The sequence below is a fragment of the Prevotella sp. HMSC077E09 genome (genome assembly GCF_001814685.1).
GTDB lineage: Bacteria > Bacteroidota > Bacteroidia > Bacteroidales > Bacteroidaceae > Prevotella > Prevotella oris.
Genome location: NZ_KV817559.1, coordinates 15,067 through 27,426 on the forward strand (window position 1 = coordinate 15,067; position 12,360 = coordinate 27,426).

12 protein-coding genes are annotated in these 12,360 nt (G+C 46.7%); 7 read left to right on the top strand and 5 right to left on the bottom strand.

Going from position 1 to position 12,360, the window contains the following annotated elements:
* The first annotated feature begins 1 nt into the window (after position 1).
* The 5 genes from HMPREF2983_RS06780 to HMPREF2983_RS06800 are packed head-to-tail and all read left to right on the top strand — an operon-like array spanning position 2 to position 3,528.
* The gene (locus HMPREF2983_RS06780) at positions 2–274 is read left to right on the top strand and encodes a hypothetical protein (protein WP_070667481.1); all 273 of its coding nucleotides are present in this window, start codon (positions 2–4) and stop codon (positions 272–274) included.
* Positions 275–685, top strand: a complete 411-nt coding sequence (locus tag HMPREF2983_RS06785; RefSeq protein WP_070667482.1) for a sugar 3,4-ketoisomerase — start codon at positions 275–277, stop codon at positions 683–685.
* The gene (locus tag HMPREF2983_RS06790; protein ID WP_070667483.1) at positions 673–1,611 is read left to right on the top strand and encodes a GNAT family N-acetyltransferase; all 939 of its coding nucleotides are present in this window, start codon (positions 673–675) and stop codon (positions 1,609–1,611) included. Before HMPREF2983_RS06785 ends, HMPREF2983_RS06790 begins: the two co-directional genes overlap by 13 nt.
* Positions 1,608–2,708: a DegT/DnrJ/EryC1/StrS family aminotransferase gene (locus tag HMPREF2983_RS06795; protein WP_070667518.1), complete on the top strand. Its 1,101-nt coding sequence runs from the start codon at positions 1,608–1,610 to the stop codon at positions 2,706–2,708. The genes HMPREF2983_RS06790 and HMPREF2983_RS06795 overlap by 4 nt, the downstream gene beginning before the upstream one ends.
* A gap of 19 nt (positions 2,709–2,727) precedes the next feature.
* Positions 2,728–3,528 carry a TlpA family protein disulfide reductase gene (locus HMPREF2983_RS06800; RefSeq protein ID WP_070667484.1) on the top strand — a complete coding sequence of 267 codons (801 nt, stop codon included), beginning with the start codon at positions 2,728–2,730 and terminating at the stop codon, positions 3,526–3,528.
* A gap of 524 nt (positions 3,529–4,052) precedes the next feature.
* On the opposite strand, the gene HMPREF2983_RS06810 is transcribed toward HMPREF2983_RS06800, so the two are convergent.
* From HMPREF2983_RS06810 to cdd, 4 genes are read right to left on the bottom strand one after another with little or no spacing between them, the layout of a single operon-like run.
* Positions 4,053–4,628, bottom strand: coding sequence for a LutC/YkgG family protein (locus HMPREF2983_RS06810; protein WP_070667486.1), 576 nt, complete (start codon positions 4,626–4,628; stop codon positions 4,053–4,055).
* Between the two features lie 19 nt (positions 4,629–4,647).
* Complete coding sequence (locus HMPREF2983_RS06815) at positions 4,648–6,021, bottom strand: lactate utilization protein B (RefSeq protein WP_070667487.1); 1,374 nt, start codon at positions 6,019–6,021, stop codon at positions 4,648–4,650.
* 25 nt (positions 6,022–6,046) lie between these two features.
* Positions 6,047–6,784 carry a (Fe-S)-binding protein gene (locus tag HMPREF2983_RS06820; protein WP_070667488.1) on the bottom strand — a complete coding sequence of 246 codons (738 nt, stop codon included), beginning with the start codon at positions 6,782–6,784 and terminating at the stop codon, positions 6,047–6,049.
* Between the two features lie 27 nt (positions 6,785–6,811).
* Positions 6,812–7,294: a cytidine deaminase gene (cdd, locus tag HMPREF2983_RS06825; protein ID WP_004371445.1), complete on the bottom strand. Its 483-nt coding sequence runs from the start codon at positions 7,292–7,294 to the stop codon at positions 6,812–6,814.
* A gap of 160 nt (positions 7,295–7,454) precedes the next feature.
* On the opposite strand from cdd, the gene HMPREF2983_RS06830 reads away from it, so the two are divergent.
* Positions 7,455–9,569 (top strand): DNA topoisomerase 3, encoded by a 2,115-nt coding sequence (locus tag HMPREF2983_RS06830; RefSeq protein ID WP_070667489.1) that lies wholly within the window; start codon positions 7,455–7,457, stop codon positions 9,567–9,569.
* A 50-nt stretch (positions 9,570–9,619) separates the two neighbouring features.
* Here the strand turns inward: HMPREF2983_RS06830 and HMPREF2983_RS06835 are convergent, their stop codons facing one another.
* On the bottom strand, positions 9,620–10,108 hold the full coding sequence (locus HMPREF2983_RS06835; RefSeq protein ID WP_070667490.1) for a hypothetical protein: 489 nt from the start codon (positions 10,106–10,108) through the stop codon (positions 9,620–9,622).
* Positions 10,109–10,210: 102 nt separating this feature from the next.
* On the opposite strand from HMPREF2983_RS06835, the gene HMPREF2983_RS06840 reads away from it, so the two are divergent.
* On the top strand, positions 10,211–12,262 hold the full coding sequence (locus HMPREF2983_RS06840; protein ID WP_070667491.1) for a PorE family type IX secretion system protein: 2,052 nt from the start codon (positions 10,211–10,213) through the stop codon (positions 12,260–12,262).
* Positions 12,263–12,360 lie beyond the last annotated feature (98 nt).

The window sequence follows — 12,360 nt, forward strand, 5'->3', positions numbered from 1 at the left end:
CGTGGAAAAGGAAAATCATATTGACACCATTACCAAGTTTCTTGAAGACCTCAGGAAACTTGGTGAACAGCTTTCATGCATTCAAGAAGAGCAGAAAAACCTACTTGCCCGCATGCTGAATCTCAAGCAACAAGAAGGCACCGAGACGCAGGAATATGCTCAACTTGCAGGCAGAAGCAAAGATCTTCAAGCACAGATTGACAAATATCGTCCTATCTATGAAGAGCGCATGGCATGGATTAAAGATATCAAGAAGAAAGGAAAGAAAAGATAGATGCAATCATTAGGAAAGCTTATCGACCTGCCGAAGATTATCGATCCGCGTGGAAATCTGACGGTTGCACAGCAATATGCGCAAGTGCCTTTCGGCATACAACGCGTTTATTGGACCTACGATGTGCCCTCAGGTGAAAGCCGTGGCGGTCATGCTCACCGCCATTGCCGTGAGTTTGTCATTGCCGTCAGCGGCAGTTTCGATGTAAGCCTCGACAACGGACAAGCCAAAAAGACTTATCATCTCAATCATCCTTATCAGGGACTACTCATCGAAACTGACATCTGGCGCACGCTTGAAGACTTCTCTTCGGGTGCAGTATGCTTGGTATTAGCCGAAGATGAGTTCGACGAAGAAGACTACATCTACGACTATCACCAATTTCTTGACCACTTGAAATGTTTGAAATAAAGCCTTATCTCCCTGAATTGAAGTCCGAATGGGACGCTTTTGTTTCTGCGTCAAAGAACGGATTGTTTCTCTTTTACAGGGATTATATGGACTATCATCACGACCGTTTCCCCGACCATTCGCTGCTCATTTACAGACGAAACAAGCTCTATGCACTCCTGCCGGCTAATCAAAAAGGAAACATTCTCTACTCACATCAAGGGCTTACTTTCGGCGGATTGATTGTCAATCAGCATTTCACGACAGCCGAAGCTGTTACGGTTTTGCAGCTCATGAATGCCTATCTGCACAACGAAGGCCTACAGAAAGTTGTCTACAAAGCCATTCCCTGGCTCTATCATCAGCAACCTTCAGAAGAAGACCTCTATGCGATTTACCGCACAACCAAAGCCCGATTGCTTGCCCGCGACATAGCAACCGTTGTCAAGATTGATGCACCATTGCCCTGCTACCAAATAAGAAAAAGTGGGATAAAAAAAGCAAATCAAAATGGTATTACGATTGAAGAGAGCAACCGTTGGACTGATTTCTGGCACATATTGACCGCAAATCTACAAACCAAATATCATGTTCAACCTGTGCACACGCTAACTGAAATCGAAATGCTTAAAGCCAGATTTCCACACAACATCCGTCTTTTCACAGCACAACTGGGCGGCAAAGTACTGGGCGGAACCGTTGTTTATGAATATGGAAATGTGGCACATACGCAGTATATTTCGGCCTCTTTGGAAGGCAAGAAGCTACATGCACTCGACCTGCTTTTCGACAAATTAATACATGAAGTCTATCAAGACAAGGCATGGTTTGATTTTGGTAAATCCACCGAACAGCAGGGAACAATCCTCAACGAAAGCCTGATTTATCAGAAAGAAAGCTTTGGCGGACGCGCCGTCTGCTATGATTGGTACGAATGGGACGTATGAAAATAGACTATCTCAACCTACAACGCATCACGCGACAACACGCTTCTGAAATTCATGAAGCCGTGGAGAAAGTCGTCAACAGCGGCTGGTATCTGCAAAGAGAGGCCACAAACGACTTTGAAACCTCCTATGCGAAATATATTGGGACGCAGCATTGCATCGGCTGTGGCAACGGACTCGATGCGCTGACACTCATTTTCAGAGCCTACAAAGTGCTTGGAAAACTGCACGAAGGTGACGAGGTTATCGTGCCGGCCAACACCTATATAGCCTCCATTCTCTCACTCACTGAAAACCGTCTGAAGCCTATTTTAGTGGAGCCTGATGCCTTTCTGCAACTCGATGCTACGCGCATTGAAACTGCCATCACACCGAAGACGCGCGCTGTTCTGCTTGTACATCTCTACGGAACATGCGCTATGAACGACCTCATCAACGACATCTGCCACCGCCACTCGTTGCTGCTTATCGAGGATAATGCCCAAGGGCATGGCCTAATATGGCATGGGAAGCGAACCGGAAGTATAGGAGATGCCGCTGCCCACAGCTTTTATCCGGGCAAAAATCTCGGTGCTTTGGGCGATGCAGGTGCCGTGACTACCGACGATGAAACACTTGCTATGACCATTCGTTCTCTCGGCAATTATGGCAGCAGTCGCAAATATGTATTCCCCTATCAAGGCCTCAACAGCCGTTTGGATGAAGTGCAGGCAGCCGTCTTGAAAGTAAAACTGAAATATCTTGATGACGACAACCAACGCCGCAAAACCATTGCCGAGCGCTATGATGAAGGACTGAACCAGGGGAGCATAAAGCTTGTTCGACCCGATAACTCCGTGTATCACATCTATCCCATTCTTTGCAAAAGACGCGATGAACTGCAGGAATATCTCGCTTCGAAAGGCATAGGAACGATGATCCACTACCCCATTCCACCTCATCAGCAAGCTTGCTATCCTGAATGGAACAGCCTGCATCTGCCCCTCACCGAACACATTGCGCAGACCGAACTGAGCCTGCCGTGCCACCCTGCCATGACCGATGAAGAGGTGGAAACGGTCATACAGACGATTAATCATTGGTCGGAAACATATTAAGAACATAAAACAAAAAGCCATGAAGTATTCATCTTACAAAACAATCTTTGTCCCATTGCTGTTGCTTTTCCTGCTTTTTGCACCAAAGACATGGGCACAGGAAAACCAGAAACAAGTGCCGGGACTCCTCATCAACCACCATTTCTTCGCAAAAGAGATGCCTATGCAGGAGATATTCAGCGTTCAGAAAGGCTTCCAACGCCTTGATGATGGCGAGCAACACTCCGTTCTCCGCGTACTCGTTCCTGCCGATTTTGTCATTCCCAAGGCATGGAAGAAATATGAAATCGCACGGGAAAACGTTGTCAATGCCGACAAGTTTGAAGCCGGTGCACGCCTTTTCGATGAAATGGCAGCGGCAACTCACAGCGGAGATAAACAGCTGACAGCACCCAAGATAGGCCAGAAACTGCCGGGAACATTCACACTTCACGACATCAACGGTGGCACATGGACACAGGATTCACTGCAAGGCCACGTGACGGTCATCAATGTTTGGTATTCAGGATGTGGCCCCTGCCGCAAAGAAATGCCCGAACTCTCTACATGGAAAGAACGCTTTCCACAGGTAACTTTCCTTTCGGCAGACTTTGAAAAGCCTGAAAAAGTCAGGCAGATTACGGAAAAATGCAATTTCAACTGGACGCACTTGGCCAACGACAACTATTTCACGAAATGGGTAGGTGGCCGAGGTTATCCGATGACGCTTGTCTTGGCAACCGACGGAACCCTGCAATATATGGTCAACGGCACCAATGAAGACATCCGCAAAGAGATTATCAAAGCCATAGAGAAGCAAGTGAATACGAGCAAGAAATAACTGTCAAACAACTTGACAAAAGCCTTCTGAAAACGGGCCTATTTTCAAACGAGCAAGCCGCTCGACGGAAATACGCCCGTTTTTCGGCTCTTTAAGTAAGTTGATGATTATCAGATGATTAAGCCATCTGTTTGAGTTTACAGCACAAAATCACAGGAGTTTGATTTGCAATTTGCGTCAAATCACCTTGCAATCTGCATCAAAACACATCGCAAAGTGGCCCATCTTACAGGGCAAAACAAGTCAAACAGCAGGCTGACATAACGCTGATTGACAAATATGAGCACCGAGAAACCATGGTCAGAGGAAGCAAAATGTAAGAAAAAGAGCTTCAGAATGCAATTTCTTTTCCTATTTCATCAAACTCAAAGAGGGGCTTTTTTCAAGAATAACCTTTACAAAACAGCTTTCAGGAAAAGGGAGAAAAGAAGAAAGATTGCTGCTCATGCGCGGATATTTCAAGCGGAAACAGCAACCGAAATAAAACCACAACACGCATGAGAAGCAATGAGGGAAAACGGAATTCAACCCACAAGGATGACCGTAACGGAACGAGCAGCCTGCGCACCCATGACAAGTGCCTGCTCAATGTCGGCCGTCTTGCTGGGTCCACTGATGAAAGTGCCGAAGCCATAATCAGTCATCTGTATCTTCTGATAGGCCTGGTGCATGTTGTCAACCACTTGTTTTCGGTCGAGAATGATTACAAGATGCTCTGAAATAAAGCACACTGCCTTCTCTTTCATCACTTGAGGCACCCACACACATGCGTTTTCTGCCACGCCAATTTCACCCTTGACGACTCCTACATCGGTGCCGTTGAGTTCGCTTGCTTCGGCAACTGTGTCGGGATTTCGTTGGGCATTGATGCCCGGAAGATTGCTTGCAATGACCTTTGCATCGGGATAAGCCTTGCTGATCAGTGTGTTCAAATCATCTGTCGGCTTTGCTTCGACAACGCTTCCACCCACAGATTGAGTCATTTCTATAAACTGTTTGACCGTGTCGGGATAGGTAATGCCATTGATATTCATATCTGGCATATCGTATTGTTCACGCGTATTGGCACGCAATCTATCGAGAAATTCTTTCTTTTCCATACTTGCAAATTACATGGTTTCACTTCACCTCACCCTCTTTCCACAGCTGATGGAATGACTTTTCGGCAAATTCGGGCATCGCATGTCCTATTCCCCATGGATTAATTCGGCTGAAATGCGTCAATCGTTCGGGGATAAGATTGGCCAAAGGAGCAAACTTCAAGGTCGTCTGATAAAGCGTCGGAGCCTCAAAGAGCGCCTCCATGCCCTTCGACATTGTCTTCTTCAGCGGGTCAGCCTTGCCTATACTGTCGAGCATCTGACGCCAAACATAGATCTGACTCCCTGGTGCTACCTCGGCGGGACACACGTTATCGCAACTCAGACAGAGTGAACAGGCACTCACATTACCCGCATGTTTTCGGGCATCATGCAGCATACCGAGGTTCACCCCGATAGGCCCCGGGATGAAATAGCTATAGCTGTAGCCGCCACTTCGACGGTAAACGGGGCACGTGTTCATGCAGGCTCCACAGCGGATACACTTCAATGTCTCCCAATGTTCAGGGTTTCCGAGTATCTTACTGCGTCCGTTGTCAACCAAAACCACGTGCATTTCGCCTCCCGGACGGGCCTGACGAAAATGCGAAGTATAGGTAGTTGTGGGCTGACCTGTACCGCAACGGCAGAGCAAACGCTGGAAGACAGCCAATGAAACATAGTCGGGAACGAGCTTTTCAATGCCCATTGAGACAATATGCAGCTTCGGAATAGAGGTTGTCATGTCGGCATTTCCCTCATTGGTACACACCACAATATCACCCGTCTTGGCTACACCGAAGTTACAACCCGTCATACCTGCGTCGGCTTCTACAAACTCCTCGCGCAGATGATGACGTGCACATCGGGTGAGATATGTAGGGTCATAGTTTCCTTTCTCTTGCGAAATGCCCTTTTCTTCAAACATTCTTCCCACTTCTTCACGCGTCAGATGAATGGCCGGCATCACGATATGACTCGGCTTCTGGCCAAGAAGTTGGATGATACGCTCACCTAAATCGGTCTCAACAACATCTATTCCACGGTCGATGAGATAGGGATTCATCTGGCATTCTTCCGTGAGCATCGACTTTGATTTCACCATTTTCTTCACGCCATGCGACTTGAGTATATCATACACTATGGCGTTGAATTCATCGGCATCATTGGCCCAATGCACGATGACTCCACGACTCTCGAGGTTGGAAGTAAAGGCTTCAAGATAGTCGGCGAGGTGGGTTATGGTGTGCCGTTTGATGTCACTTGCATGCTGACGCAGGTCTTCCCATTCAGGCAATTGGTGGGCTACGGCATCATGTTTCATGCGAACTGACCAGAAAGTCTGGTCATGCCATGTCGTTTTCTCGCGGTTCTTATTGAATATGGCTGCCTTCTTTGCATGTTCTGTGCTCATAGATTTCCTTTCCTTTTATGCTACATTAAAGTCCGGCAGCCAGTATTTGGGCCACATGAACGAATTTTATGGGTTTCTTTTCACGCTTGGCAATGCCCGCCATATGCATCAGACAACTGCTGTCGGGGCCTGTAACAAACTCGGCACCTGTGGCAATATGGCGGTCAATCTTATCTTCTCCCATGCGTATAGAGACTGCAGTTTCCTCCACAGAGAACATACCTCCGAAGCCACAACACTCGTCTTTGCGCTCCGGTTCCTTTACAGTGATATCCTTTAAAAGCTTCAACAAGTCGATAATCTTATTGTAAGGAGGAATGTTTCGCTCGGAAGGAGCAGACAAACCAAGTTCTCTTACACCGTGACAACTGTTATGTACGCTCACCACATGGGGGAAACTACCCGGCAAAGAGGTGATTTTGAGCACGTCATGCAGGAACTCTACGATGTCCATTATCTTCTTTGAAGACAGGCATTCGTGCTCTCCTTTCAGTAAACGAGGGTAATATATCTTCACATATGCAGCGCATGAAGCCGATGGTGCAACGATATAATCGAAGTCACGGAACAGCTCATCAAACTTTCGGGCCAATGGTTTTGACATGCCTTCAAAGCCTGCATTCCCCATAGGTTGACCGCAACAAGTCTGCTTCTCAGGATAACTGATGTCGATTCCAAAGTGCTTTAACAGCTTGTATGTAGCAATCCCAGCCTCCGGGTACAGTGCATCCACATAGCAAGGAACAAACAATCCAACTTTCATAATGGTTTTGTAAATATATAATGTGCGCTATTTTCTCATGTTTTCATCAACAAACGCAAAGGGCAGAAGGTCTTTTACACTTTTCAAAATATATACACCTGATGTGCCATAAAGCAACACACGGACATTCTGTTTGTAGCGATCTTCCATTTCAAGCATCACTTGTCGGCATGCTCCACAGGGCGTAATAGGATCCGACAGGAACCCTTTTTCGTTGTGAGCAACGATAGCTAAGGCATCAATAGCCTGCTCGGGATAATGCGACTGGGCGGCAAATATGGCTGAACGCTCGGCACATAAGCCCGAAGGAAAGGCTGCATTCTCCTGGTTTGCACCGATAACAACGCGCCCATCATGCAGCCTCAAAGCCGCACCAACATGGAAATGACTATAGTTGGCATAGCTGTTCTTCACAGCAGCCTTGGCACTTTCAATGAGATTTAGGTCCTGTTCGCTCAATTCATCAAGTTGACAGAAATCATAATCTATTTCTATCTTCAATTTCTTCATGATGCTTTTATCTTGTTTTATTCTATTTACAAAGATACAAATTAATCCGAAGTAACCACGTATTCATGCCATTTTTTTATCAATTCAAAAGGCTTAGAAGTGCTTTTTCATTTCATTTTCAACAATAATTCGTATCTTTGCATTCCTAAACTTATAAAGAATGATTGTCTGTATTGCCGAGAAACCAAGTGTAGCAAAGGATATAGCACGCATCTTAGGAGCCACAACTGCCAAGGATGGATACATGGAAGGGAACGGATATCAGGTCACATGGACCTTCGGCCACCTATGCGAACTGAAGGAACCCAATGATTATAGCGAGAACTGGAAGCATTGGAGTCTGGCTGCCTTGCCTATGATTCCACTGCGCTTCGGCATTAAACTCATTCCCGATGACGGCATTAAGAAACAGTTTTCCACCATAGAAAAGCTTTATGCTGGGGCAGATGAAATCATCAACTGCGGTGATGCAGGACAGGAAGGAGAGCTAATTCAGCGCTGGGTAATGCAGAAAGCCAATGTGAAATGCCCCGTGAAGCGGCTTTGGATATCGTCAATGACCGACGAAGCCATACAACAAGGCTTTCAAAATCTTAAGGATCAGCAGCAATATCAACCGCTTTATATGGCCGGTTTGAGCCGAGCTATCGGCGATTGGCTGTTGGGAATGAACGCAACCCGACTCTACACACTGAAATACGGACAGAATAAACAAGTGCTTAGTATAGGTCGTGTGCAGACACCTACATTGGCTTTGATAGTCAATCGGCAAAAGGAAATCGACCATTTCAAGCCAGAACCTTATTGGGTTTTGGCCACTATCTATCGCGATACGCAGTTCACGGCCACCTCAGGTAAGTTTACAAGCAAGGAAGAAGGCGAGAAAGCATTTGCCACTATCGACGGAAAACCGTTCACAATCAAGAGTGTTCAGAAGAAGAAAGGCACTGAAGCGCCCCCTCACCTCTACGACCTTACGTCGCTTCAAGTGGACTGTAACCGCAAATTCAGCTATTCGGCAGAGACTACTTTGAACCTTATTCAAAGCTTATACGAAAAGAAATTCACGACATATCCACGTGTCGACACGCAGTATCTGAGCGATGATATCTATCCGAAATGCCCACAGATACTCAATGGTTTGAGTCAATGTAAGATTGATAGTCAGCCAAAATACATGCCATGGATAAAGAACTTGGCGGCCATGAGCAAGAAGTTGCCCAAGAGTAAGAAGGTTTTCGACACGAGTAAGGTAACAGATCACCACGCCATCATACCGACCGGAGTTCCCGTGAAAAGCCTTACTGTCATGGAACAAAACGTGTTTGACCTCATTGCAACACGCTTTATCAGTGCTTTCTACCCTGACTGTAAGTTCTCAACGACCACAGTTCTCGGCGAAGTTGACGGCATAGAATTCAAAGTTACGGGTAAAGAAATATTGGAACCTGGATGGAGAAGTCTCACGGAAAGCATCTCCTCAAAGAACGAAAAGAGTGATACGCTTTCAAATAATATGGCTTCTCAAGAAGAAGAACAACCCACTTCCCCTGCTCTTCGAGGTGAAATTGGGGGTGAAACTGCCGCTCTTCCCACTTTCACTAAAGGCGAAAGCGGGCCTCACACGCCTACACTCACGGAGAAACAGACCACGCCTCCGAAGTTCTATACAGAGGCTTCGCTGCTCCGTGCCATGGAAACGGCGGGCAAGTTCGTTGAAGATGACGAGCTGCGTGCAGCCTTGAAAGAGAATGGCATAGGCCGTCCTTCGAGCCGAGCAGGTATCATTGAGACCCTTTTCAAACGCAAGTATATTCGTCGTGAACGCAAGAATCTCGTGGCCACTCCTACGGGAATAGAACTCATCGACATGATACATGAGAAGCTGCTCACGAGTTGTGAACTCACTGGTATATGGGAAAAGAAGCTCCGCGACATAGAACATCGGAAGTATGATGCCTCACAATTCATCGAAGAATTAAAGACACAGATCTCCAATATCGTTAATGATGTGCTGCGTGACAATAGTAATCGTCGCGTGACTATACTCTCCGATGAGGACTTAAAGAAGAAAACGAAGAAGAAAGCAGCACCAAAATCCACGGAGAAAAAGGTCTCTAAAAAGGACAAGACCCTAAAACCGAGTGATGAACTCATCGGGAAACCCTGCCCACTATGTGGCAAAGGACACATCATCAAAGGGAAAACTGCCTATGGATGCAGCTGCTGGAAGGATGGCTGTAAATTTGTTTTGCCTTTCAATGACAAAGCATAGACGACATTCATCAAGGTTAATGACCATTAGATGAATGTCTGATTTCACGCTTAATTCTGCTTTTTCAAGAAACTTTCTATGGTTTTCCGGCTCCTCAACGAGTCGGTTTCACCTACATAATAGCCTCTATAGACTCTCTTTTTAAGGCCAAACCACCTTTTATATACTGATACATAATCACTATTTGTGACAAAAGACGCATAGTCAACTACAACTTCATACTCCTTGTCTTGATAGAGAACCTCATACGTTTTGCCTGCCATCACATAACTATAAAATAGTAAATGCAATATCAAAACAGGCAAACTGAGCCATGATATCGCGTATAAAGCCTTCGTCACGGCATTCGAATTACGCTTACTTTGCACATAAAACCATCGAATAATCAAGGCACAACACGATGCTGGACCAAGTAGCCAAAGGGCATCATTCAATGCAGCTGGCCACGCAATATTCAAGAAAAACTGTGGAAGTTCCAATGCAAGACACGTCCAAAACACGCCTACCAGAAGTCTGACAAAATACTTTTTTATCTTCATATTGACCTTATCTGCGGGGCAAAGATATAAAAATCTATCAGAAATTCAGGGCAAAACCCACTGAAAACTATAATATAACTCCATGCAAAACGTTATTTATACATGCAGAAAATCCACCTTATCATATACATTACAGTCCTCTTTGCCCTCGCTTCCTGCGGCACTGAACGCGCCATGAAGAAAGCCGAGCAGCATCAAGCCATAGGAGAATATTACGATGCTGCACAGCAATACCGCAAAGCCTACCAACAAACCCCGGCCAAAGAACGCACAGAACGTGGTCAAAGAGCCGTGAAAATGGCACGCTGTTATGCTAAAATCAACCAGACACAACGCGCTATACCAGCCTTCCGAAACGCCATACGTTACCAACAAGCCACATTGAACGACCAACTCATCTATGCGCGATTGCTCTTGAAAGACGGACAATATAAGGCAGCAGAAAAGGAGTTCTTAACCCTGAAAGACTCTCTTCCAAACGACACTTTGGTGTTGAATGGCCTCGCTTCTGCACGCCAATCACCATTCTGGAAGAAGCAAGGAAGCAGCTATACCGTCAGGAAAATGGCGGCTTTCAACTCCTATAAAGCAGACTATTCGCCCATGCTCTATGGCGACGAAAACAACATTCTCTACTTCACTTCCACGCGAAAAGAGGCCGAAGGTGACGAGCAAAGCGGTATTACGGGAATGAAGAACGGTGACATCTTCTTTGCCGAGAAGAACGATAAAGGCAAATGGAGCAAGCCCGAACCCGTTGGCGGAGCCCTCAACACGGCTTTCGACGAGGGCGCATGTGCCTTTTCTCCCGACAGCAGAACGATGTACCTGACACAGTGTTCAACTGATCCCACCTATCCACGCTATGCCCGTATCATGACTTCCGAACGTAGCGATGCCACATGGGGCAAGCCTTCCGAACTACCAATCTCCCGCGACACACTCTCCCTTTTCGCCCACCCTGCCGTCTCTCCCGATGGCCATTGGCTCTATTTCACCTCTGACATGCCGGGAGGAATGGGTGGACTTGACCTCTGGCGCATACGAATTACAGCCGCAGGATTAGGCGGAGCTGAGAACCTCGGGGCACCTATCAACACACCAGGCAACGAGGAATTCCCCACTTTCCGACCCAATGGAGACCTCTACTTCTCGAGCGATGGCCATCCCGGACTGGGCGGTTTAGACCTTTTTATGGCCCATTTCGATGCACAAGGGCACCCGACAATCACCCATTTGGGCTATCCGATGAACAGCAACGGCGACGACTTCGGCATGACTTTCGAAGGCCCTCACAACCGCGGATACTTCGCTTCAAACCGCAACGACAGTCGAGGCTACGACCATATCTATAGCTTTGAGAACCCCGAAATCGTGCAGACGGTCAAAGGTTGGGTATATGAGAAAGACGGATATGAGCTTCCTCATGCACAGGTTTACATGGTGGGAAACGACGGAACGAATGTAAAACTGAGCGTAAGAGGCGACGGTTCGTTCACACAGACCCTCAAACCGGGAGTCAACTATATTTTCCTTGCCACCTGTGACGGCTTTCTCAATCACCACGCAAGCCTCAACATACGCCCCACAAAGGCTTCAGAAGAGCACGTACTGCAATTTCCTTTGGCCTCAATCACAGCTCCTGTGCTCATCGACAACATCTTCTACGACTTCAACAAGGCCACACTTCGCCCCGAATCAACCGCTGCACTTGATGAACTTGTCACGTTGTTGAACGAAAATCCGCATGTAACCATTGAACTTGCAGCCCACTGTGACTACCGCGGTTCGGCCGAGTATAACCTCCGTCTGTCGCAGCAAAGGGCCGAGAACGTTGTGCGTTATCTCATCAGCAAAGGCATTGCTGCCGACCGTCTGACGGCTGTTGGCTACGGAAAACAACGTCCGAAAACCATTCGAAAGAAGCTCACCGAAAAGTACACATGGCTGAAAGAAGGCGACCAACTCACTCCCGCTTTCATCGAAAAGCTTGATAAAGAGCAGCAGGAAACATGCAATCAACTGAACCGACGCACGGAATTCAGCGTGCTCCGAACAACATACGGCATGTTCGACAAGGACGGGAAACTGAAGAATGAACCTGAAAAGAAACAGCAGAAAAAGGGAAAAGAAGAGGCCGAAATATACTTCTGAACCAAAGAAATGATGTAGACAAGCCATGGATTTGGCCCTTTTGCATTGTCAAATAAATTCACATCAGATTTGCATTCGCCTCTGAAATTGATTATCTT